Source organism: Desulfoplanes formicivorans (assembly GCF_001748225.1).
GTDB lineage: Bacteria > Desulfobacterota > Desulfovibrionia > Desulfovibrionales > Desulfomicrobiaceae > Desulfoplanes > Desulfoplanes formicivorans.
In genome coordinates, this window is the sequence record NZ_BDFE01000008.1 from 223,880 (window position 1) to 246,095 (window position 22,216).

Here is a 22,216-nt window from a genome sequence, read left to right on the forward strand (position 1 = left end):
GTTTTTTTATGAGGGACATGACGATTACGTGTTTTTGTCAACGAAGATCCCGACAGATTCCCTGATGGATGCCGCCATATGGAGGATTTCGTCTGTGGGAATTTTTTTGATGACTTTATTGGTGCTGGGATCAATAACTTCCACCTGAATGATATCAGTCTCCTTGTCCACTTTGAATATCAAGCTAACGCCCATGGCCTTCCAGAATTGTTCAAGGGCGTTACTCACTTTGTCGATTTCTGTTTCTTGAACATTACGGGAGGGAAAGGATTGTCCCTCGTGGGGCGCATCACCCGAGTCAACGGCATGTTCCTGCTGCAAAGGGGCTGCAGGATATTCCGTTGGCGCCGGAGGAGTGACAGCCTCAGGACCATCAAATTCCGATTCTTGGGGGTCAAGGGGTTCCAGTCGCATGGGGGGACTCCTCCTCGATGGCGTCTCATGGCTCACGATCAATCCCTTCTGAACCTTCTGAATAATCAATCGTCCAAAAAAAGGATTTCTTTAATGGCTTGTGCCAGCAAGCAGTTAGTTGTTGGATAATTGCAATATCGACTTATGCGAAAATTTTGACATTACCGGTTTTTTCAATGGGCTGTAAAATTGACGATTGTCTGGTTGGTTGGGGAAAAAAATGCCGCCAGCTTCCTGTAAGCTACTTGAATTAAAATGTTATTTGTTGATGGCATCTAGGTTGCTTGGTAGGACGAAAATGTACACAAGCCTATCAAGGAGGTTTTTCGTATGTCTTTGGTCATCAATCACAATCTTATGTCAATGAATGCTGCCAGGAATCTGAACGAGTCGTATAACAGCCTGTCAACATCTACCAACAGACTTTCTTCGGGATTGCGTATCAATAGCGCTGCCGATGATGCAGCCGGTCTGGCTATTCGCGAGCTGATGCGTTCGGACATTTCGACCATCAATCAGGGGACCAGAAATGCCAACGATGCCATTTCCCTGATTCAGACGGCAGATGGAGCCCTCGGGGTGATCGATGAGAAGTTGATCCGGATGAAAGAGCTTGCCGAACAGGCAGCCACAGGCACATATACTTCGGCCCAGCGTCTGATCATTGATTCCGAATATCAGGCCATGGCCTCGGAAATTTCCCGTATTGCCAATGCCACGGATTTCAACGGGATTTATCTTTTGAACGGTAACCTCTCGGGGGAGCAGCATGATGGCCAGGGTCTCAATGCAACGGGTGCGTTGCGCATTCATTTTGGCACGGGGAATGACAGCAAGGAAGATTATTATGATATCCAAATCGGAGAGGCAACCGCTTCGGCATTGGGCTTGGGTCTGAATGCCGGGCCTTCGGCCCGTGGAAAATCCATTTCCACCCAGTCTCTGGCTCAGAATGCCCTGGACGCCCTCAATGAAGCCATCATATCCAAGGACAATATCCGGGCCAATCTCGGAGCCCTGCAGAATCGCCTCGAAGCCACCGTGTCCAACCTGAACATTCAGGCGGAAAATCTCCAGGCTGCTGAATCTCGTGTTTCCGACGTGGACGTTGCCACGGAAATGACGGAGTTTACCCGGCAGCAGATCAAGACCCAGTCGGCTGTCGCCATGCTGGCCCAGGCCAATTCCCTCCCGGAGATGGCCATGCAGCTCATCCAGGGATAATAATCACGCCTGTATCAGGCGTTCTGGCTTTTCGTGTGGTGATGACCAAGGTGTTCTTCCGGGGAGATCCCGCTCCGGAAGAACATTTTTTTGCGTTGTTTTTGGACGCGTTGCTGGCACCCCGTTTTGCTGGGATCCTATCGTTTCATTCCATGCCCAAGTGTTGCAACGCTTTGTGGGCAGCTTGCTGCTCTGCCTTCTTGAGGCTGGTGTCCCTGGCCTCCAGAGATTCTCCCGAGGGCAATGTCACCTGAACCACATAGATTTTGGCGTGTTCCGGTCCTTCACTTGCCACAAGTTGATAGGTCGGTCGTGCCTTGTCATATTTTTGGGTTATTTCCTGGAGCCTGCTTTTGTAATCCTTGGGCCGGGGTTTTTCGGGATATTCCGGCCAGAAGGGTGCAAACAGCTTGGCAATGCACTGCTGAACCGCTTCGAAACCTCCATCCAGATAGATGGCGCCCAGGATCGCCTCCAATGCATCGCTCAAAACGGAGTCTCTTTCTCGTCCACCTTGAGCAGCCTCACCCTTCCCCAGCAAGAGAAAATTTCCCAGCGCAATGGTGCGGGCCACTCGAGCCAGCCCCGGCTCACTGACCAGTTTGGCCCGCAAGCGTGTCAACTCTCCTTCGTGGATGTCAGGGAATCTGTTGTACAATTCCGTTGAAATACAGATCTCCACAACGGCATCACCCAGAAATTCCATCCGTTCGTTGCTTTGCGTGTCATGCTCGTTGGCAAAGGAGCTGTGTGTCAGTGCCATGACTAAAAGCTTGACTTGGGAGAATTCATAATGAATAGCCCGTTGCAAGCTTTCCAATCCCTTTACATTGTCTTCCACTCTTTGCTCCATAGGTTTTTTTCATGCGAGTGACTTCTCTCGATCCCCTTTTTCTGCCACGCTCCATTGCCGTGATTGGCGAATCCGGTCGTGAAGGTGGGCTGGTATGGTCCGTTGTGACGCGGATGGTCACTTCCGGGTACAGGGGGCGTGTCATGCCTGTGGTACCTGGAGGTGAAGACGTTTACGGTCTTCAGGCATGTGACGGTGTCGAGAATCTGCCCAAGGGCGTCGAATTGGCCATCATGTGCTTGAAACTGGCTGACCTGATCCCGGTTCTGGATGAACTGGGCAGGGGGGGCGTCAAATGCGTCATATGCCTGGCTTCGGGCGAAACCGAAACACGGGCCGATGAGTTCGGCCTTGAACAGCGTGTTAACGCCCTTGTGCGAAAATGGGGGATGACCCTTGTCGGTCCCAAGAGTCTGGGTCTAATCAACACGGTGCAGGGAGTCAACGCAAGCGTGTGTCTGCCCTCCGTTTCCCCGGGAAACATTGCCTTTTTTTCCCAGTCGGATGCATTGACCCTGAGCATCCTGGATCTGGCCCGGGATGAACTCGGGTTTTCCAAATGCATGAGCCTTGGCAACCGTTCCCGGATCAGTGAAACGGATCTGCTCGCTTTTCTGGTGAACGATCCGGATACGGCCGTTATTGCCGGGTACATGGAGGCGGTCGGGGATGCTCCCCGATTTTTGCGCACGGCCCAGGATGTGACCAAAAAGAAGCCGGTGGTCGTTGTCAGACCCGGCACCACCCCCAAGGGACAAACAGCCGCCCTGTTCCACCGGGATGCCATGTTCGGGTTTGCCAAAACCTATGCCACGGTTTTCAAACAGACCGGCATCATTGCCACGCCGGATATTCCCTCGTTTCTCGCCCTGCTCAAGGGTTTTTCCAAACAGCCCCTGCCTGAAGGCAACAATGTTGCTGTTGTGACCAATTCCGGGAGCTTCGGGGTTTTGGCTGCAGATGCTGCCGCCACCTGTGGCTTTGATCTTCCGTGTTTTTCCCGGGAAACCATGCAAGGACTTGGGGAGATGCTACCGGGCCATGGTGGTGTGTACAACCCCGTTGTCATGGAACCGACACTTTCCTTCCGGGTTTGGAAACGGATTATCGGTAAGCTGGAAGATGACCCGTTGGTGCATATTGTGGTGGTGGTTGTTGTTCCCCGTTACGGGATGGATATCGAGGAGCTGGCCACCTCCCTGGTGAGCAGTCTTGTGGCCGTCAGGAAAACCGTGTGCGTGTGCGTGCCTGGCGGGCCCGCAGCCCTGGAGGCCCGTCGCATCTTCGAATCCACCTCCCTTCCCTGTTATGACAATCTTGAACAGGCCCTGTACACGGTTCGGTCCATGCGTGAGTATCGCCAATGGCAGCGCAAGCCATATCCTGTTGAAGTCTGCTATCGCAGGGACAGCCCCAAGATCCGGAAAATCATTGACGATGCCCGCGATGCCGGGATGTACGAGCTGCAGGGGATCGAGGCCCAGCCCCTGCTTATGGCCTATGAACTGACCTTTTGGGAAATGAAATTGGCTCGTACGGCCAAGAGTGCGGCCAAAATGGCCCGCAAGATGGGTTTTCCCGTGGCCCTCAAATTGGCGTCCCCCCAAGCGGACATGGTTGGGAGGGAACAGGTTGTCGATGTGGATGACAACAAGTCGGTGTATGAGGCCTTTTGGGAAATAACAGAGGGGGTTCGCCGTGTCTGGCCGGAAATCTTCATCTCCGGGTGTCTGGTGCAAAAAACAGCTCCGCCCACGGCCAGGCGTGTATGCATCCGATTGATGCGTGATCCGCAATTCGGTCCGCTGATATCCTTTGCACTCGACGGCGGCTGTGACAATGATCAGGCCGGGATTGCTCATCGTTTGGCCCCCTTGAGCCTGCAAGATGCCCACGACATCATCCGTGAGCCCTGGGCCTTTCCGGTGCTTCGGGGCAGTCGGGGTGAGCCGGGGGCCCATCTTCGTTCCCTGGAAGATGTCCTGCTCACGGTCTCCCAATTGGCCATGGACTGTCCGGAAATTCTCGAACTCGAATTGAGTCCTGTTTTTGTGGATGATCAGCAAACGGTTATCGGGAATGCCAGGGTTGTCCTGAGCCCTCGGGCTTGAACGGGTTTTCGGGGGTGTTGACCGGGTGACGATTTTTTACTGTTTCATACATCAACTTGCGGCTTGCCACCGGCCAGCCGTCTTTTCATTTCATTCCCCACCGGAGGCATTATGCATGGAATCTATGTAGGAGCCACCTCGGCCTATGCAGGCAAGAACCTGATTGCCCTTGGGCTTGGGCTCAAGCTTCAGAAGGACGGATATCGCGTCGGATACATGAAGCCCATCGGGGCCCTGCCTTTCAAGAAAGATGGCAAGCCAGGCGATGAGGACGCCTTTTTCATCCAGGAAATTTTGGGCCTCGAAGGTGATCCCGAGGATGTTACCCCGGTGGTTGTTGACCAGGATTTCATGGTCAAGGCCTTTTCCGGACGAACCGAGGATCTGATGCCCAAAATCGAGCAGGCATATGAACGGCTTTCCCGCGACACGGACGTCATGATCGTTTCCGGTTCCGGGAGCATGTTTTCCGGAAAATACTGCAATCTGGACGGGGTAAGCATTGTCAAACGTTTCGGACTGCAGGCCCTTGTGATTGATCGTTTCGACAAGGAACTCAAATACGATTATCTGGCGGTCATGAAGGAAACCCTGGGAGAGCATCTGCTTGGCGCGGTGCTCAATGATATTCCTGCTTCCTTTATGAGCGAACTGACGACCATGCTCATCCCGTTTTTCGAACAGCAGGGTATCCGTATCCTGGGGACCATTCCCAGTGATCCCCTCATGGGAGCCATCCGGGTGGAAGATCTGTGCGAGCGGCTTGGGGGCAAGCTGATCACTGCGCAGGAGAGGAAGGACCGGGTGGTGGAGAACTTTCTCATCGGCACCATGCAGGTGGAAAATTTCATGACCCATTTCAAGAAAAGTCGTCGGTCAGCGGTTATTGTCGGCGGTGATCGCTCCGATGTGCATCTCGTGGCCCTGGAAGGCCAGTGTGAATGCCTGATCATGACCGGCAATATCTATCCCAACGATATCATCATGACCCGGGCCGAAGTGCTTGGCATCCCCCTCATCGTTGTCAGGGACGATACCTACACGGTGGCCAGGAAGATGGAGGCCATTCTTTCCCGAAGCAAGCTGCGTGATGCCATCAAGATCCGCCATGGGGCCGATCTCGTGGCCTCGTTGCTGGACTTCTCGTACATGGAGGAAAAACTCGGATTGGCGTAAACAGCAGGGCAGGACGGGTTCATACTGCAGGCAAAGGGTCATACAGATCCTTTGCCTTTTTTATGCTTCGGATAAGGACTACGACCAAAGAAATGGTGCTTTCATGGATTTTTCACAAGATATCCCGGGTTGGTTGACCGCGTCCATGCTTGATACCTGACTGATGTTTATCGCGATTTTTTGGAACTTAATACCGCTGCCAAGCGGTGGAAGATTGCCGTCAAGGCCATATTGTTCCTGAAATGGCTGGTGATTTTTCTTTGCCTGTATGTCCTATCGGTTTTGCCATGCAGGATACCATCGGCAGTCTCATTTTCGGTCTGCTCATTCAGATCGAGAAGTCTTTTGCATAGGCGACTGAATTGCCGCCACCCATGAGGGTAAGGTGATGGAGACCAGCTGGCGGTATATCAAGACCGTGAGCAGAGATTATATACTCATCCCGAACAACAGCATATCCAGGGACACCCTGGTCAATTACAACCGGCCCATTCCCTATCCTCGACAGAAAGGCTGCAGGGAGCAGTCTCTTGGACAGATTTCGTCAGATTTTCATGGAATGAACCCCTGTTTTCTCAGCATGTTGCTGGTTCGGGCCTTTTGAGCGTTTGCCCGTGAACCGCAATGCCGATTGCCATAAGCCCCCGTGCATGTCTGTTTAGCATGCACGGGGGCTTTGCGTTGGGAACAATGTACAGGAAAGAGGGTAACTATCTGAGTGATCATGGTTTTTATTTGGTGCACAAGGTGTGATTTTTCTTGTGTCATCTCTGTACCTTGTCTTGGTTTTGTCGTATGGGCAAAAATGGTATGGTCATTCTATGGAAAGCACTTTTGTTCCCATAATGTATTACGAATTTGATACGTCATGGGTGTATGAATTGTGTTCGCAATGATGCCAAAAGATGTTGCTTGTAGTCGCAAGCAGGGACTCTTTAACCTCCTTCCATCGACATGGCTGCTATTGCATGGTAAAGGAAGCGTTCCTTCACTCATCGGCATTTTCGGATGAAACGGCATCCAAACAAGGGCATTGTTGATGCCATGGTTGTTGGCTGGTTTCTTGCAAATTTAGGTGGAATGGGACCCACTATCCAGCTCCAGAAGAATGGTGCCCAACCTGTCCCACGATTTTTCCCGGTTGCACAACCCTTATACCGCAGAGCAAGCAGGCAGTACTCATGAACGAATCCCCTTGTATAATCCGGTCGGCCATGTGGCTCGGCTGCGCCTTGGTCGTTTGGATACTGGTCACCGGGTGTGCAGCCGTCAACAAGAAGGAAACCGTTGTGTCCGCCCGGCCTGATGCAGAATTTCACCATGCATTGCGGCTCATGCAGGAAAATGATGTTCCCGGGGCCATCGACATGCTGGACAGGGTGATCGTGGCCAACCCTGATGACAGCGTGGCCTTGTACAATCGGGGGTATTGTTTCCAACAGACCGAAGCGTATTTGAACGCTGTGGCGGATTATACTGCGGCCCTGGAAATCGATCCGGATATGGTCCAGGCGGCCTGCAACCGTGGCTCCGCGCTGTTTGCCCATGGACAAAAGGACGAGGCCCGCAAGCAGTGGGAATCTCTTGCCAGGAGGCATCCCGAGTATGCACCGACGTTTTACAATCTCGGCCTGTATTATCTGGAGAAAAAGCAGTTCGACCGGGCGGTGAAGGAATTTTCAAGGGCCATCAACAGGGATCCCTCCATGACCGCGGCTTTTGTCAACCGTGCCAACGGGTATGTGGCCCTGGGCAGACTCGAGGAGGCTGCCCAGGACTACACCCGTGCCATTGCCCTCAAGCGAACCGATGCCCAGATCTATTTCAACCGTGCCGTGGCCTGGGATGAAATGGCTGATTATGATCAGGCCATTTCCGATTATTCCAGGGCCGTTGCGTTTGATCCGGATTTTGCGGCCGCCTACTACAATCGGGGTATCCTGTACATGCGCCTTGGCGGCAAGCGTCTCGGGTGCGCGGATATGAGCCAGGCGTGCAGTCTGGGATTGTGTGACCGGTACCGGCAGTTGCAAAAGCTGGGGGATTGTCCACTGGATGTTGATGAGCACGAATAACAGGCCGCACGCAACATACGGGTTTTCCATGCTGGGATTGACAAAGGGGCTTGAAGGTTTGGGGGCAATGCTTCGCGGTTTCAGGACCGGCCTGACTCCATTGGTGCAGATGATCAATGCGACCGTGTTGACCACGGTGATCAATGTGCTGGTTATTGTCCTTGTCGTGTACATGCTTGTGGCAGCCGGTCTGAAACGGGACAGGGTAGCCCTGGAAAACAGGGCTATTGTGAACAGTCATCGCGAGACGGTTCGCCAGCCCCGGGCAAAGCCGCTAGCAGGTCCCAGGTTGAGGCGTCTTGAAGAGTATCGCTCCATTGCTGCCCGTGATCTTTTCGGAACCGGGAAACAGGCTGTCAAACCAGGGGACGACAAGGAAGAGGTCAGGATCGAGAACATGCCATTGGCCTCGTTGCAGCTCAGACTCATGGGCACTGTGGTCGCCAGCGATCCGGCCATGCGAAAGGCCATCATTGCCGAGGCCAACGGGCGCAATGAGCGCATGTACCGTGAAGGGGACCGGGTCAAAGGCGCCACCATCAAGAAAATTCTCCGGTATGCGGTTGTGCTGAACACAGGCAAGAGGGACGAGGTGCTGAAAATGGAGATCCCCCGCAAAGACAAACCGAATCCGCCATCGGGCCGGTTGGACAGGCGCGTTCCGGTTCAGGCCGTTACCCATAGTCGGGGAGAGGCCCAACAGTCCCTTGCGACGAGTTCCTTGCTATTTGAGACAACCGCGTTTGAAGGCCACTGGTCTGGCGGGATCAGCGATCAGACTCAAGAGCATGGGACAGGCAGCGTTTTATTCACGCCGGGACTATGGATCAATGATATTCTCTCGGGGTGAAGGCCCATCCCCTGTCCAGTCTGAAGCAGGCCGGCGCTCTGCATGATGCGCTGGTGCGGATCGGGAAGGTTTTTGTGAACATCAGGCGGTTCGGGCGTGAGCAGGACATTGCCCTGTGTATGCACTCATGGGTGGCAAAACGTTTCAATCAAGCATGCAAAGCGAGATGGTCTATGCATTTTTCAGATAAACGAACCGGTTGCGTTCTGGTGGGATTGTTCATGGCCCTGATGGTTGTCTGTACTTCCGGGGCAGAGGCCCAGCAGGCCCGGGAATCCAAGTACATTACCATGGATTTTGACCAGGTGGATATCCATATATTCATCAAGTTCATCAGTGAGATAACCGGAAGAAATTTTGTGGTCGACGACAAGGTCAAGGGCAAGGTCACGGTGCTCTCGCCTTCCCGGATCAATGTGGACGAGGCCTACAAGGTGTTTGAGTCGGTTCTCGAGGTCAACGGACTGACCGCGGTTCCTGCGGGCGGGGTGACCAAGATTGTGCCTTCGATTCTGGCTCGGCAGAAGAATATCGAGACCCGTATCAAACCCTTTCGTTCGTCCCGTCCCGATGACACCTTCGTGACCCAGATCATCCCTTTGCAGCATGCATCAGCCGATGATTTGCGCAAGATCATGATGCCCATGGTCTCCAAGGAAGGTATTCTCATTGCCTATGCGCCCACGGAAACACTCATCCTGACCGATTATTTTTCCAATATCCAGCGGTTGCTCCGTATCGTGGGCGAGCTGGACATCGCCCTTGAGGACGCGAGGATCACGGTCATCCGGCTCAAGTATGCCGAGGCGGCTGATGCGGTCGGCCAGATAGCCAAGCTCGTGCAGCCCCAGAAAACAGGTGGAAAGACCCCGGCCGTGGTCAAGATAGTGGCGGATGAGCGGCTCAATGCGGTCATTGTGTTGGCCGAGAACAAGGAAATGGCTCAGATCGTCCGTCTGCTGAATGATCTGGATCATCCCACTCCCAAGGGGAAGAACTCCATTCATGTGGTTCATCTGGACAATGCCGATGCCGAGGAATTGAGCAAGGTCCTCACCGGTCTGGCAGGTCAGCAGACCAACAAGGGCAAGGAACCTGTCATTTCCAAGGATGTCAAAATCGTGGCCGACAAGGCCACCAACAGTCTGGTGGTCACGGCCAAACCCGACGAGTTCGAAGCGCTGCAAGCGGTTTTAAGGGAACTCGATCAGCCCAGAAAACAGGTTTATGTGGAGGCGGCGATCATCGAAGTGACCGCGGGGGATTCTCTTGATCTGGGGGTTGCCTGGCAAGGGGGAGGCGAGTCCGGAGATACCGTGGTCATAGGTACGGCCAATACCTCGACGGTGCAGGGTAACAGCTCGGGCGGGATTCCCACTGCAAGTATCAACGGCATTGCAACCAGTGCGGCCCAAACCTTTTCCTTTGGTCTTCTGTCCATGCCCTTTACCTTCAACGGGTACCAGTATTTCAGCCTGGGTGCTTTTCTCCAGGCCGCCCAGACGGACAGTAGTGTGAATATCATTTCCACCCCCCAGCTCATGACCCTGGAGAACGAGGAAGCCAAGGTGGTCATTGCCGAGAATCGGCCTTACCAGACAAGCACCAACACCTCGGACGCAGACATTGATTACGCCAACTACGAGTACAAGGACGTTGGCGTGACTCTGAAGGTCACTCCCCAGATCAATGAACGGGGATCGGTGAAAATGAAGATCTATCAGGAAACCAGCCGGGTTGATTCTCAGGCGACCCTGGCCACCGGGGGAACCCTGACACCCATTACGCGCAAGAGACAGGCCGAAACCACGGTTGAAGTGGCTGACGGCAAGACCGTGGTCATTGCCGGTCTTATTGAGGACAGCTCGACCAATTCCAAAACCAAGGTTCCCGGTCTCGGGGATATCCCCCTTTTGGGCTGGCTGTTCAAAACGGATTCCACATCCACTGCCAAGACCAACATGTTTGTGTTTCTCACTCCTCATGTGGTTGAAAGCCCCGAGGATTCCCGCAAGGTTTTTCTGGACAAGATGAAACTCATCGAATCCGTGCGGTTCAACTCCCGGGGACGCATCGAACCCATGAACAAGCCCTTGTTCATGGCCGGTCCCCTGGTGATCAGATGATGAAGTCCATGACGCCCGAGGAATACTTTGTTCACAAGGGGCGAATCACGCCCGAGGACGTGGACGAAACCCGTGCCATCCTCGAGGAGAGGGGCGGTGAAGCATCACGTATTCTTCTGGAACAGAACAAGATTTCCGAACGTGAGTTTCTTGATTTCTGGTCCCGGACACTGGGTATGGATATTGTGGAGGATCTTGGTTCCAGGGAACTGGATTATGCATTGGTCAATACCTTGCCCATCCAGTACGCCAAGAAACATCTGGTTTTGCCATATGGCCGCACACAACATGAAGTTCTGGTCGTGATTCACGATCCCCTGACCAGTGATGATGTGCTGGGTGATCTGCATGTCATGTTCGCTCCTCTTGCCGTGACCGCAGCATTGGCTCCGGCCAGGGAGATTCTTTCGGCCATCAATCGGGTGTATGGGCAGGCGGAAGACGACGGAGCCAGTGAGATCATCCAGGATTTGGACCGGGGAGAGGACGAAGACCTGCTCACGGGCATCGAGGACGAGGTCGGAGCCGACCTGTTGGACGAGACCAGCGAGGCCCCCATCATCAAGCTGGTCAACCATATTCTGGCCCAGGCCGTAAAGGGCCGGGCCAGCGACATCCATATCGAACCCTACCAGCACGAACTCAATGTCCGATTCCGTCTTGACGGGGTGTTGTACAGCAAGCTGTCCCTGTCCAGGAAAATCCATTCCGCAGTGGTCTCGCGCATCAAGATCATGGCCAAGCTGGACATTGCGGAAAAACGCCTCCCCCAGGACGGCCGCATCGAGATCCGCATCGGGGACCGGCAGGTGGATCTTCGTGTTTCCACCATTCCCACGGCATTTGGCGAACGGGTGGTTATGCGGCTTTTGGAAAAGGGGCTCAGGCTGCTGACTCTGGAAGAGATAGGCCTGCCTGAGCCGTTGCTCCAGGATATGTACCGGCTGATCACCCTCTCCCACGGGATTGTTCTGGTGACAGGGCCCACGGGTAGCGGGAAGACCACAACCCTGTATGCGGCCCTGAACCATATCAATGCTCCGGACAAGAACATCCTGACCATTGAGGATCCCGTTGAATATCAGCTCGACGGGATCGGTCAGATGCAGGTTGCCTCCAAGATTGATCTGACATTTGCCCGGGGGCTGCGGGCCATGGTTAGGCAGGATCCCGACGTCATTCTGGTGGGGGAAATCCGTGATCTGGAAACCGCGGAAATCGCCATTCAGGCCGCGTTGACCGGCCATCTGGTTTTTTCCACTCTGCACACCAATGACGCGGCTTCGGCCGTGACCCGGCTGATCGATATGGGCATTGAACCCTTTCTGGTTTCGTCTTCGGTCCGGGCGATCATTGCCCAGCGGCTGGTTCGCAAACTTTGCACCGCATGTCGCAGACCCTACAAGTCCACAAAGGCCCAGCTTGACGAATGGGGGCTGGGTTTTCTTTCTCCCGGGACAACCCTGTACAAGGCCAGCGGATGTCCCGCGTGCCTGGAAACCGGGTACAAGGGAAGGACCGGTATTTACGAATTTCTACACCTGGATGAGGAACTTGCCTCCCTGATTCTTCAGACCTCGGACGCCAACCAGATCCGCGCGGCCGCCGTGGCCAAGGGCATGAGCAGTTTGCGTCAGGCCGGCATGGACCTGGTTGCCAGGGGAGAGACTACGGTGAGTGAGATTTTGCGGGTGACGCAGGTATAGCCGTGTGCAGAAGCAGGCGCCGTGTACGCAGGCTGATCTTGGGGCGTCCTGATGACAAATGCGTTTGGTGGTATCCAATCGGGGTGTTATGGCGGTTTTTGAATACAAGGCCATTGATGGCAGGGGACGGTCCTCCAGGGGAATAGTGGACGCGGACAGTGTTCGTCTGGCCGGGCAGAAATTGCGTGGTCAGGGATTGTACCCTTCTGTCATCAAACAGGTAAAGAGTTCACCGCGTCAAGGGCGTGGTGACGTTCGGGGACGTCGCTTTTCCCTGTCCAGGATTTCCCGGTCCCAGCTTGCCTCGTCCATTCGGCAACTCTCCACCCTCCTGGGGGCAGGGCTTCCCCTGGTTACCTCCATCAACGGCGTGGTCAAGCAGATGAAACCCGGTCCCCTGCGTCTGGTCCTGACCCAGATCAAGGAGCGGGTCAATGAGGGAAGCAGTCTGTCCGATGCCCTGGAAGAACATGGTTCGGTCTTTCCGCCGACCTTTTCCGCTCTGGTCCGTGCCGGTGAGACCTCGGGAACACTGGAGCTGGTCATGGAGCAATTGGCTGATTTTGAGGAACGAAAACTGGCCCTGATCAGAAAGATCCAGACCAGTCTGGCCTATCCCGTGCTCATGCTTGTTACCGGCCTTGCCGTGGTGTTTTTTCTCCTGACCTATGTCATCCCCAAGGTGACCCAGATATTTCTGGATTACGGCCAAATCCTGCCGCGCCCCACGATCATTCTCATCGCCATCAGCTCGTTTTTGCAACAGTACTGGCCGATTCTTTTCGGGGGGGGGCTGGTCTTCGTCCTTTTGGTCAGGTTCTATGTGCGGACCACAACCGGCAGGGTCAGGTTTCACGCGTTCATTCTCAGGGTGCCGGTGGTCGGGCCCATTTTGCACCATGCGGCCATCTCCCGGTTTGCCAGAACCTTTGCCACCCTGCTCAAGAACGATGTTTCCCTGCTGACGGCGTTAAACGTGGTGCGTAACGTGGTGGACAATGAAGTCATGGCTACTGCCATTGATGCCAGTCGCAAGGAGATCAGTGAGGGAGAAAGCATTGCCGCGCCCCTGTCGCGCAAGGGGATCTTCCCTGAAACCGTTATTCAAATGATCGCGGCCGGGGAACAGAGTGGCCATCTGGACGCCATGCTTTTCAAGGTTGCGGAGACCTCGGAAATGGAGGTCTCCACCCGTCTGGGCGTAGCCACCTCCCTGCTCGAGCCGATAATGATCCTGGGACTCGGGATGATTGTCGGATTTGTTGTCCTTGCCGTGCTTTTGCCCATTTTCGAGATGAGTCATCTCATACGATAGGGGAGTACGCAGTGCGCAGGTGCTGCGGGTAAAAAATGTAGTGTTTGAGCTGTGGTCGGTTCATGGAACATGTTACAAACACAATGAGTTTTCGGAGAAAACCGGCGGTTTGCAATCGGGGAAACAGCGTATTGCGCATATTCCTCTCCTGCCTTTGACATTATGTATGTTTCCTACTTCGGGCTCAAGCAGAGCCCTTTCAGAACCGCGCCAGATCCGGATTATTTTTTCGGATCCGGGCTGCATCTCAGGGCCGTGGATCGGGTCGTCCACGCCATTCGGGAACGGGCCGGACTGATTCTTGTCATGGGCGAGATCGGTCAGGGCAAGACAACGGTCTGTCGGTACATCCAGACCCGGTACCGCGACGAGTTTGTGATGGGGTATCTGGGCAATCCGTTTCTGGATGTCCGGGAGTTTGGCCGTCAGATCCTTCTGGAGTTCGGACTTGCCGGGGATGTTGCGGGAACGGGAGATATTATTCGTGTACTGGCAACGTTCCTGAAGGATCAGGACAGGCAGGGCAAGGTGGTTGTACTCTTTTTGGACGAGGCCCATCTGCTCAGTCCCGACGTGCTCGAGTTCCTGCTCATCGTGACCAATATTCAGCACCGGGGTCGCCATCTCTTGCAGATGGTTTTGGCCGGTCAGAACGAGTTCCAGGAAACCCTGCGTCAGCCGAGATTTGCTTCTTTGAATCAACGCCTCGGGAATCGGATCATGGTTACCGACCTGACCAAGAAGGAGGTTGCCGAGTATATCCGTTTTCGTCTGGATCAGGCAGGCTGGTCGGGCAAGACCCTGTTCACGTCTGGGGCCGTGTCCAGAATCTGGAAGGTAACCCGGGGGAATCCGCGGCTGATCAATCAGGTTTGCGAACGTCTTCTTGAAGGGGCCTATGAGGGACGAGTCCATCGAATCGTTCCCAGAGACGTGGAACAGGTGTGCACCGATCCGGTCTGTGTGCCTCTTCTTTTTCCGAACAGGAAACATGGGGAGCAGTACGTGTGGGGACCCGTGCTGGTGGGAACGTTTCTGGCCCTCGGCCTTGTGGGCTTTTCTAGCCCCCTCCATCCGCCCGGGCCTTCCGGCAACCTGGCTGTTTCTGCGCTTGTTCCATCCCGGGAGAAGCCAGTTAACGTTACATCAGGCAGCCTTGAAATGTCTGAACACAAGGCTCCTGGAACTCCTGGTTCGGTGGCCGCAGTTGACGGGGACAATGGAACACAAACAGGGGTGGAAGCAAAATTGGAAAAGATACTCGAACTGCTGGCCCAAAGAAAAGGGGCCGATATCGCCCGACCCGGGACGACCAATCCCGGGCGCAGGTCCCAAACAGGTGCTTCCAGTTCAGACTCTGTACTTCCTGCCAGGTCTTCGGGGCAGGAGAAACCGGCGCGCGCATCAAGGAATCATCTGTCCGAAATCCGGGAACCGGTGTTGCCCTCGTCCCCGGAGATCGTAGTGGCCGCCATTGTCTGGGACCCGCTTCCCCGGTCCCGATTGGCCGTTGTGAACGAACGTATTGTCAAACAGGGAGATGTTGTGGGCCGGGGGTATACGGTCGAGGCCATCCGCAAGGACAGTATACGCCTGGTGAAAGCCGGGAGAATGTTTGAAAATCGTGTTCACGGAAAGGGAAAGAAGTAGCACAAAAGAAAACATGCTGGATCAAAAAGACACGATGACGGGATGCTGCCCACTGGTGGCGGTCCCCGATTATCAGGGAGTCATGCATATGCGTACGAGGTATCATGGAACAACCGGACAGGGCTCGCGCCTTCAGCGGGGTTTCACCCTCATTGAAATCATGGTGGTCATTGTCATCCTGGGTATTCTGGCCGGGCTCATTGTGCCCAGACTCATGGACGAACCGGACAAGGCCCGAGTGGTCAAGGCCAAAATGCAGATCGAAAGTCTGCTCACTGCGGTCAAGAAATACAAACTTGATACCGGGGAGTATCCGAGCACTGAGCAGGGGCTTATCGCCCTGGTGGAAAAACCCACAGTGGGCAAGGTGCCCGCCAATTATCCGGAAAAGGGATACATTTCCAAGGTCCCTCTTGATCCCTGGAACAACAATTATGTGTATATCTCTCCGGGTGAGCACGACGATGTGGAAATCATTTCCTACGGTGCCGATGGCGAGGAAGGCGGTGAAGGTGCCAATGCCGATATCAGGAGCTGGGAACTCGAATAGGGGGTTCACCCTCATCGAGCTGACCATGGTCCTGTTCATTGTCGGCTTGACGCTGGGATTGGTTCTTCCCGGTATGGACAGGATTTTGGGTGGCGATTCCCTGCGCATGACCGTGAACCGGGTTTTGAGCGGGGCTGATCAGGCCAGAAATCAGGCCATGCTCGACAGGAAAACCTGGACCCTTGTTCTTGATGTCTCCTCGTCTCTCAAATGGGTTGATGACGCCTTGCTGGACAAGGACAAGCAGACCCTTGTCCTCAGGCCCGAGAGGGGGACCCGCTTCCGGGATGTTGTCCTGATCCGCACCGGCGAGGTCATCAAAGAAAAAAGGGCGGCCCTGGCCTTTTTGCCGAACGGTCTGGCCGAGCCAGCCCTGATCCACTGCCTGGCCGAGGACGGACGCATCCAAACCATCTATCTCAAGCCTTTCAACCCTCGGCCGGTGGTTGTTGCCGGTGACAAGGGATTTGAGGATTTCTTCAAGGATCAAGGTTAACGGATGAAGCCTCTTTCAACTGCCCCGGTTGCCAATGGTTCCCTGGCGTCAAGATCCAGGGGTCTGTCCTCTCCCTGTGGTCTGACCCTCATGGAGGTTTTGGTCGCCCTGATCATTCTTGCGGTGGGTCTTTTGGCGGTTCTCAAGGGAAGTGGCGACAATCAGAAAGCCTTGATCGCTTCCCGGGAGATGACCGAGGTCGGTATGCTCGGACAGAATCTCCTGGAAGAAATCGGAGCCGCGGGCCTGGACAAATGGGAGGTATGGCAGGGGACCTTTGATCCCCCGTATGATGGATACGCCTGGGAAATGGAGACTGTTGCCACGGACGTAACAGCCATGGAAAAGGGGGTGTTGACCATCCGTCTCGCCCGGGACCAGAGCCGTGTCCTGGTGCTTGAAGAGCTTTTCTTGACGGGAGAACAATGAGATGGATCGTGTTCCAGGTGTTGCAGATCAAGGATTTACCCTGCTTGAGATCCTTATCGCCCTGACCATGACTGCCACGGTCATGAGCGTGCTGTTCGGGGTCTATGCCTCCTGCCTGGACGTGGCCAGGGACCTGGAATCGTCTTCCAGGGCGGATCGGATGATGCGCATGGTTGTTTCCCGGATAACCAATGATCTCAGATCTTATGCCCCCATGGTTGCCGCGGATCTTAGTGCCTTTCGTGGCGGGGATGTCTATCTTGAAGACAATGCGACTCAGGAGACCAACAGGACCAGTGACAAGGGAACCGAAGTCGAGGTGCCTCTGTTTTGGGGGAACGAGATGGATACCCCTCCGCAGGATGAGGAAGGGATCGTGGTCATGGCTTTCCCCTCCCGGGCCTCGTTGGGGTTTGCAGATAATGACGAAGTGCAACGGATCAATCTGGTCTCCTATGTGCTCGTGCCCGAGAACGAAAATGATGAGAACGGCAGGTATGTTCTGCTTCGTCGGGAGCTTCCCTTTGCCGGTTTGTATCCGGAACAGAAGATTGAGATGATTGAGCTGGCCGACGGCCTTGTGTGGACCGACAGGGCAGGGCCGATCTATCTGGATGAAACAGGGGAGCGGTTTACGACATGGGACGGTACAGCACGCAAAAGGGCCAGAAAACCTGTTGTCCCCAGACTGATCAGCTGGACCTTGCGTGTGGACCGGGACGGTCAGCAGGTTGTCTACCCCATGACTGTCCATCCCCAGGTTCTCGCGGCGGGCGGATCATGAATCATAAATTTTTTCCTGCCCAACAGGGCTCTGTGCTTTTTCTGACCCTGATCGTTCTTTCCGTGCTGACTGTTGTGGTCATCCATGGAATGCGCACCATGCAGGTGACCACGGCCGGGGCAACCATGTTTCGCAACGGGATTCAGGCCGAGCGGCTGGCCCTGTCCGGGATACGTCTGGCCCAGGTTCTTTTGTATCAGGACATGGTGGCGGACAGGGACAATGATCAGGCCGTGGATACCCTTCTCGAAGATTGGGCCAGGTTCCCTGATACCCAGAATTTCGTGATCCCTGAAATCACAATCGGGGAGATCGAGCTTGAGATCGTTGACGAGCAGGGCAAGTTTCCGATCAATCGTCTCGTTGATGTTCAAGGGGACGAAGATGATGTTGCCAGAACCCTGGTGACCCTGGTCTCGACCATGCTTCGGGCAACTGACCTTGGTCAGGAGGAAGCCAGAAACCTTGCCAGCTATGTGGTCTGGGGACTCAAGGACTGGATGGACAGGGATGGGCAAATGTCTCTCCCCGCGGAGCTTCAGGACGGACAACGGGTTGATGTGGAAGAGCTCGAAGAATGCCGCAATGCCCCTCTCAGTGATGTGACCGAGATCCGATTGGTGCTCGAACTATTGGGGATTGCCGTCGATCTGGTCGATTTCTTGTATAATGGTGACAGGAACACAACACCCGGACTTAAGGATCTGGTTTCGGTCGTGCATACGGACGGGGTGAACATCAACACCGCCCATCCCCTGATCCTCCAGGCCCTTGCCCGGGATGTGGAAGAAGATGTGGTCCTGCCTTTGGCCATGGCCATGGACGTGTACCGGCGGGATGCCTGGAACAGGGATCAGCTGACCCGTTCTGACTGGTACAGGGCATTGGCGACAGAAGGATCCGCTTTTGTCACCTTTCCCGACACCGTGACCACAAGCGCCTGGTTTGCGGTTCGAGCCACGGGTACGGTTGGTGCGATATCCCGAACCGGCTGGGCGATTCTGCACCGGAACGAACAACCCGCCCTGTCACAATTCATCCCCAAGAGTGTAAGCGTGGCACAGGTACAGTTTTGAAGCGGGGTCCCGAATCCGAGGCGGTTGGCGTTTCCTCCCGGCCATCGAATGCGGTGGCGTGACCGAGGTCGTCCGTTTCAGTGAGTCCCCAACCATTGTTTTGCAATCACCACCAAGAGGGCGCCAATCATATGGCTGAAACAATTCTCGGTATTGATGCGGGTTCTTCCCTGATCAAGATGGTTCGCATCGAGCGGTCCATGCAGGGTTCCGTGATCACGGGCACCGCGATCCTGCAACGGGATCCTGATGTTGACCCGGCAGGAGATGCCCAAGCCGGTGCACACGGTTCAGGGCAGGCTGATGCCCATGATCGTTTGGCCCGGGTCATCGCACAGGCCGTGGCAGACAAGGACCTTGCAAGCGACAGGATTATTCTGGGGCTGTCGTCCCGTCAGGTCTTTGTCCGTCACCTTACTTTTCCTTTCACCAGTTTCTCCAAGATTTCCCAGGTTCTTGATTTCGAATTGGAAGGCATGCTTCCCTTACCCATTGGAGATCTGGTTTCCGTGTTCACCAAACAGGGAAAGACCCGGTCCGGAGAGCAGAGGGTCCTGACAGGTTCCATGAGCCGGGAGGAACTGCATTCCCTTATCCGGGCCTTCAGAAAGGAACAACTGCATATCGAGGTGATCGATCTTGCCTGGCACGGCATGTTGGCACTTCTTGATCAGGAGTACGGCCCGGTCCCCGATCCCCTTGTTGTGGTTGATGCCGGATGGTCCGGGACCGAGGTGTTTCTGGTCAGTCAGGGGCAGATCATGGAACACCGTTTCGTGGCCACGGGAATCTCCTCGTTTTCCAGCGGGCACCAGCAGACAGATGCCGCAATCATTGAGCTTGCCGAGGGAGATCTTGCCACGTGGTCAGCCAGGATTGGTTCCCTGATAGATCTCTGCATGATCGGCTGGGCAAACACGGCCGGGACCTTGGCCGATACCCGGCCCGAGCAGATCGTTTTGTGTGGCGGGGGGTGTCTGGTGCAGGGACTTGGATCGTCCCTGGAATGTGCCGTGCAAATTCCCGCGCAAACCATGGGTGAACTCAGAAAGGATTTTTTTCAGAATATCACGGAACATCAGGCACAAGCGTCGCTTTTGCACCATGCAAGCGGTCTGGCCTTGAGGGCCAGGAAACAGGACGCCGGCTTCAATTTTCGCATCAAGGAATTCGCCCCCCTGACAACCTTCAGGGATCGGCGCCAGCGATTGGTGCATCTGGGTGTGTGTGCGGTGTTGCTCCTTGGGGTGTACCTGTTCACCCTGGCAAGAGCGGTGCACCACCAGAACCAGCAACTGGACATGCTTGAAGGGCAGATTCGTACCCGGATTTCGGAAATTCTACCCGATGTTCGCAAGGGCATGCTGCCTTCCCAGTATGTCAGTATTCTCAAAGACAGACTGGCTGTTTTTGATGCCGAGAATCTTGATAATGAAGGCCCAGGGGGATCGGCCATCGAGATCCTGCAGGCGATCAGTACGCTGGTGAATTCGTCCTTCAAGGTCAATCTGGACATGCTTACCCTTGATGGTGCCAAGGTCAGGATTTCAGGCTCGGCCGATGGATTTGCCACCGTGGAAGCCATGAAACAGCGGCTGCAGTCTTCCCCGTTTTTTGCCCAGGTCGTCATCAAGGGCGCCAAAAGTGTGGCCAGGGATGGAACGGTCCAGTTCACCCTGGAGCTGGACAGGGAATGAAATAGGGGGCCGCATTCAGTTTTTACACGTATGTTTTGCGAGGCGATTCATGTTCGAAAATCTGAATCCGAAAACCAGGAAGATATTGCTGTTCATTGTCCTGATTGCTGTGGGGGGAATGGCCGTTTCCCAGTGGGGAATCGTGCCGTTGAGGGAGAAAAGAGATGGTCTTGAGGTCAAGATCCGACGATCCCGGCAATATCTCCGGGAAATCATGACCTTGGGGGATCAATATGCCCGGCAGAATACGGCTCTGGAACGGATGGGCAAGGCAGCGCTCAAGCGTCCGGCTGAGTTTACCCTGTTTTCGTTTGTGGAATCACTGGCCGCCAGGGACGGGCTTCGCAAGCACATTGTGTTCATGCGTCCAGCCCAGAAGAGGATTTCCCCGGAACGCACCGAGGAATTGGTGGAAATGCGCCTTACAGGGGTGAATCTGGAGATTTTGGTGCCCTATCTCTTTCACATAGAAACGGCTTCCGAACAGGTTCGGGTGAAACGGTTGACCATCAGGTCCAGACAGCGGGATCAGAAACTTCTGGACGTTGACCTGGTCCTCTCGGCGTTGTCGTGAAGGAGGCTGCCGTTTCCGGGAAGGTGGCGTGGAAGGTGATCGTGTCAGGGGATATTACGGACCTTGGCAGCCGGGGAGGATGGGCAAAGGGACGTAAACGTTGACCGCCACAGGTCTACCCCTCATAGCCCGTGTCCACCGGCAATTGTGTTCCTGAAGCCGCTTCCTTGGCCAGTTCGTCGCACCGTTCGTTTTCCGGATGTCCGTTGTGGCCCTTGACCCAGTGGAAATGGACCTCGTGTCGGTTGATCAGGGGGACCAGCCGGGTCCACAGGTCCTGATTCTTGACCGGTTTTTTGGCCGATGTCTTCCAGCCGTTTCGCATCCACCCTTTGATCCAGTTTTTATTGATGGCATCGCACAGGTATTTGGAATCCGTGTACAGATCCACGCTTGCCGTCCGGTTCAGGGCCTCCAGGGCCTTGATGGCCGCAAGGATTTCCATGCGATTGTTGGTGGTTCGGGCAAACCCTCCGGAAAGTTCTTTGATTTTACCCTTGTGCTCAAGAATCGTTCCCCATCCTCCGGGCCCGGGATTGCCCAATGCCGAACCGTCCGTATAGGCGTTCACATGGGGACGTTCAGTTGGTGTGTTCATGGTCGTCCAGTTTTTCGAGTTGTTCTCCAATAAGGGCCAAAGCCGATCCCAACCCCTGATGCCATTGTCCGTCCTGCCAATAGGGGGTGAAGTGTTCTCGGTTCAGATAGTCCTCGAACCGGGTTCCCAAAGCCGATCGCATCAGGGGGGGGAAGATGACCGTGACTTCCTGTCTGTCCGGACAGATACCGATGAACATTGTTTTGGCATTAAGGGCAGGGACCACCACGTGTTCCCTGGTAATCTTGAGCTTGAGATTCATGCCGTAGCGTGATTTGAGCATCCTGGAGAAAGACTGGATGGCCCGTTTCTGATCTGTGGTCAGGGTTTTGGTCTGGTCCCAGACGGACTGTTTGGTCATGATCTGGTCCAGGGAATGTTCGTAATAATGCCAGTAGAGCACGCTCACGAGGATAAAGACGGCCACAACGCCCATTAACCGCAATATGCGGGTCAACGGGGTTTCGCCGGCCCGGCCCCGGGAGATTTTGGAGAGGAACACGTCAGACAGC

21 protein-coding genes are annotated in these 22,216 nt (G+C 54.9%); 17 read left to right on the forward strand and 4 right to left on the reverse strand.

Annotation, left to right across the window (positions count from 1 at the left end):
• Positions 1 to 24: 24 nt before the first annotated feature.
• Positions 25 to 414, reverse strand: a complete 390-nt coding sequence (locus tag DPF_RS03635; protein ID WP_069857501.1) for a flagellar protein FlaG — start codon at positions 412 to 414, stop codon at positions 25 to 27.
• Positions 415 to 744: 330 nt separating this feature from the next.
• On the opposite strand from DPF_RS03635, the gene DPF_RS03640 reads away from it, so the two are divergent.
• Positions 745 to 1,638 carry a flagellin N-terminal helical domain-containing protein gene (locus tag DPF_RS03640; RefSeq protein ID WP_069857502.1) on the forward strand — a complete coding sequence of 298 codons (894 nt, stop codon included), beginning with the start codon at positions 745 to 747 and terminating at the stop codon, positions 1,636 to 1,638.
• A gap of 145 nt (positions 1,639 to 1,783) precedes the next feature.
• Here the strand turns inward: DPF_RS03640 and rnc are convergent, their stop codons facing one another.
• A complete protein-coding gene (gene rnc, locus DPF_RS03645; protein ID WP_069857503.1) occupies positions 1,784 to 2,491 on the reverse strand; it encodes a ribonuclease III in 708 nt (235 codons plus the stop codon).
• Positions 2,492 to 2,502: 11 nt separating this feature from the next.
• On the opposite strand from rnc, the gene DPF_RS03650 reads away from it, so the two are divergent.
• The 16 genes from DPF_RS03650 (at position 2,503) to DPF_RS03725 (ending at position 21,106) form a co-directional block, all read left to right on the forward strand.
• Positions 2,503 to 4,602, forward strand: coding sequence for an acetate--CoA ligase family protein (locus tag DPF_RS03650; protein ID WP_069857504.1), 2,100 nt, complete (start codon positions 2,503 to 2,505; stop codon positions 4,600 to 4,602).
• 111 nt (positions 4,603 to 4,713) lie between these two features.
• Positions 4,714 to 5,778: a phosphotransacetylase family protein gene (locus DPF_RS03655; protein ID WP_069857505.1), complete on the forward strand. Its 1,065-nt coding sequence runs from the start codon at positions 4,714 to 4,716 to the stop codon at positions 5,776 to 5,778.
• A gap of 361 nt (positions 5,779 to 6,139) precedes the next feature.
• The gene (locus tag DPF_RS03660) at positions 6,140 to 6,382 is read left to right on the forward strand and encodes a mechanosensitive ion channel domain-containing protein (protein WP_369689582.1); all 243 of its coding nucleotides are present in this window, start codon (positions 6,140 to 6,142) and stop codon (positions 6,380 to 6,382) included.
• Between the two features lie 577 nt (positions 6,383 to 6,959).
• Positions 6,960 to 7,853, forward strand: coding sequence for a tetratricopeptide repeat protein (locus tag DPF_RS03665; RefSeq protein WP_069857507.1), 894 nt, complete (start codon positions 6,960 to 6,962; stop codon positions 7,851 to 7,853).
• Between the two features lie 28 nt (positions 7,854 to 7,881).
• The gene (locus DPF_RS03670; RefSeq protein ID WP_069857508.1) at positions 7,882 to 8,703 is read left to right on the forward strand and encodes a type II secretion system protein N; all 822 of its coding nucleotides are present in this window, start codon (positions 7,882 to 7,884) and stop codon (positions 8,701 to 8,703) included.
• Between the two features lie 173 nt (positions 8,704 to 8,876).
• Complete coding sequence (gspD, locus tag DPF_RS03675; RefSeq protein WP_069857563.1) at positions 8,877 to 10,829, forward strand: type II secretion system secretin GspD; 1,953 nt, start codon at positions 8,877 to 8,879, stop codon at positions 10,827 to 10,829.
• Entirely contained in the window at positions 10,826 to 12,535 is a 1,710-nt protein-coding gene (gene gspE / locus DPF_RS03680; protein ID WP_083254440.1) for a type II secretion system ATPase GspE, read from the forward strand. The genes gspD and gspE overlap by 4 nt, the downstream gene beginning before the upstream one ends.
• Before the next feature lie 88 nt (positions 12,536 to 12,623).
• Positions 12,624 to 13,850: a type II secretion system inner membrane protein GspF gene (gspF, locus tag DPF_RS03685; protein WP_069857565.1), complete on the forward strand. Its 1,227-nt coding sequence runs from the start codon at positions 12,624 to 12,626 to the stop codon at positions 13,848 to 13,850.
• Positions 13,851 to 14,012: 162 nt separating this feature from the next.
• A complete protein-coding gene (locus DPF_RS03690) occupies positions 14,013 to 15,500 on the forward strand; it encodes an AAA family ATPase (protein WP_069857509.1) in 1,488 nt (495 codons plus the stop codon).
• Positions 15,501 to 15,588: 88 nt separating this feature from the next.
• Positions 15,589 to 16,050, forward strand: coding sequence for a type II secretion system major pseudopilin GspG (gene gspG, locus DPF_RS03695; protein WP_069857566.1), 462 nt, complete (start codon positions 15,589 to 15,591; stop codon positions 16,048 to 16,050).
• Positions 16,019 to 16,546: a prepilin-type N-terminal cleavage/methylation domain-containing protein gene (locus DPF_RS03700; protein ID WP_176724155.1), complete on the forward strand. Its 528-nt coding sequence runs from the start codon at positions 16,019 to 16,021 to the stop codon at positions 16,544 to 16,546. Before gspG ends, DPF_RS03700 begins: the two co-directional genes overlap by 32 nt.
• A gap of 3 nt (positions 16,547 to 16,549) precedes the next feature.
• On the forward strand, positions 16,550 to 16,975 hold the full coding sequence (locus DPF_RS03705; protein ID WP_069857511.1) for a type IV pilus modification PilV family protein: 426 nt from the start codon (positions 16,550 to 16,552) through the stop codon (positions 16,973 to 16,975).
• A gap of 1 nt (position 16,976) precedes the next feature.
• Complete coding sequence (locus tag DPF_RS13870) at positions 16,977 to 17,759, forward strand: PulJ/GspJ family protein (protein ID WP_069857512.1); 783 nt, start codon at positions 16,977 to 16,979, stop codon at positions 17,757 to 17,759.
• Positions 17,756 to 18,835 carry a type II secretion system minor pseudopilin gene (locus DPF_RS03715; RefSeq protein WP_069857513.1) on the forward strand — a complete coding sequence of 360 codons (1,080 nt, stop codon included), beginning with the start codon at positions 17,756 to 17,758 and terminating at the stop codon, positions 18,833 to 18,835. The genes DPF_RS13870 and DPF_RS03715 overlap by 4 nt, the downstream gene beginning before the upstream one ends.
• A gap of 131 nt (positions 18,836 to 18,966) precedes the next feature.
• Positions 18,967 to 20,532, forward strand: coding sequence for a PilN domain-containing protein (locus DPF_RS03720; protein ID WP_069857514.1), 1,566 nt, complete (start codon positions 18,967 to 18,969; stop codon positions 20,530 to 20,532).
• Positions 20,533 to 20,581: 49 nt separating this feature from the next.
• Complete coding sequence (locus DPF_RS03725) at positions 20,582 to 21,106, forward strand: hypothetical protein (RefSeq protein WP_069857515.1); 525 nt, start codon at positions 20,582 to 20,584, stop codon at positions 21,104 to 21,106.
• A gap of 115 nt (positions 21,107 to 21,221) precedes the next feature.
• Here the strand turns inward: DPF_RS03725 and rnhA are convergent, their stop codons facing one another.
• Together rnhA and DPF_RS03735 are read right to left on the reverse strand one after the other, a co-directional pair.
• Positions 21,222 to 21,704, reverse strand: a complete 483-nt coding sequence (gene rnhA / locus DPF_RS03730) for a ribonuclease HI (protein WP_069857516.1) — start codon at positions 21,702 to 21,704, stop codon at positions 21,222 to 21,224.
• Positions 21,688 to 22,206: a hypothetical protein gene (locus DPF_RS03735; protein ID WP_069857517.1), complete on the reverse strand. Its 519-nt coding sequence runs from the start codon at positions 22,204 to 22,206 to the stop codon at positions 21,688 to 21,690. The genes rnhA and DPF_RS03735 overlap by 17 nt, the downstream gene beginning before the upstream one ends.
• Positions 22,207 to 22,216: the final 10 nt, after the last annotated feature.

Excerpts from the sequence above, each read along its gene's own strand:
- gspF (WP_069857565.1), top strand. The coding sequence starts at position 12,624 with ATGGCGGTTTTTGAATACAAGGCCATTGATGGCAGGGGACGGTCCTCC.
- DPF_RS03700 (WP_176724155.1), top strand. The coding sequence starts at position 16,019 with ATGCCGATATCAGGAGCTGGGAACTCGAATAGGGGGTTCACCCTCATC.
- DPF_RS03705 (WP_069857511.1), top strand. The coding sequence starts at position 16,550 with ATGAAGCCTCTTTCAACTGCCCCGGTTGCCAATGGTTCCCTGGCGTCA.
- DPF_RS03670 (WP_069857508.1), top strand. The coding sequence starts at position 7,882 with ATGCTGGGATTGACAAAGGGGCTTGAAGGTTTGGGGGCAATGCTTCGC.
- DPF_RS03635 (WP_069857501.1), bottom strand. The coding sequence starts at position 414 with ATGCGACTGGAACCCCTTGACCCCCAAGAATCGGAATTTGATGGTCCT.
- gspG (WP_069857566.1), top strand. The coding sequence starts at position 15,589 with ATGCGTACGAGGTATCATGGAACAACCGGACAGGGCTCGCGCCTTCAG.
- gspD (WP_069857563.1), top strand. The coding sequence starts at position 8,877 with ATGCATTTTTCAGATAAACGAACCGGTTGCGTTCTGGTGGGATTGTTC.
- DPF_RS03725 (WP_069857515.1), top strand. The coding sequence starts at position 20,582 with ATGTTCGAAAATCTGAATCCGAAAACCAGGAAGATATTGCTGTTCATT.
- DPF_RS03640 (WP_069857502.1), top strand. The coding sequence starts at position 745 with ATGTCTTTGGTCATCAATCACAATCTTATGTCAATGAATGCTGCCAGG.
- DPF_RS03665 (WP_069857507.1), top strand. The coding sequence starts at position 6,960 with ATGAACGAATCCCCTTGTATAATCCGGTCGGCCATGTGGCTCGGCTGC.
- DPF_RS03655 (WP_069857505.1), top strand. The coding sequence starts at position 4,714 with ATGCATGGAATCTATGTAGGAGCCACCTCGGCCTATGCAGGCAAGAAC.
- DPF_RS03720 (WP_069857514.1), top strand. The coding sequence starts at position 18,967 with ATGGCTGAAACAATTCTCGGTATTGATGCGGGTTCTTCCCTGATCAAG.
- rnhA (WP_069857516.1), bottom strand. The coding sequence starts at position 21,704 with ATGAACACACCAACTGAACGTCCCCATGTGAACGCCTATACGGACGGT.
- DPF_RS13870 (WP_069857512.1), top strand. The coding sequence starts at position 16,977 with ATGGATCGTGTTCCAGGTGTTGCAGATCAAGGATTTACCCTGCTTGAG.
- DPF_RS03715 (WP_069857513.1), top strand. The coding sequence starts at position 17,756 with ATGAATCATAAATTTTTTCCTGCCCAACAGGGCTCTGTGCTTTTTCTG.
- rnc (WP_069857503.1), bottom strand. The coding sequence starts at position 2,491 with ATGGAGCAAAGAGTGGAAGACAATGTAAAGGGATTGGAAAGCTTGCAA.
- DPF_RS03650 (WP_069857504.1), top strand. The coding sequence starts at position 2,503 with ATGCGAGTGACTTCTCTCGATCCCCTTTTTCTGCCACGCTCCATTGCC.
- DPF_RS03690 (WP_069857509.1), top strand. The coding sequence starts at position 14,013 with ATGTATGTTTCCTACTTCGGGCTCAAGCAGAGCCCTTTCAGAACCGCG.
- gspE (WP_083254440.1), top strand. The coding sequence starts at position 10,826 with ATGATGAAGTCCATGACGCCCGAGGAATACTTTGTTCACAAGGGGCGA.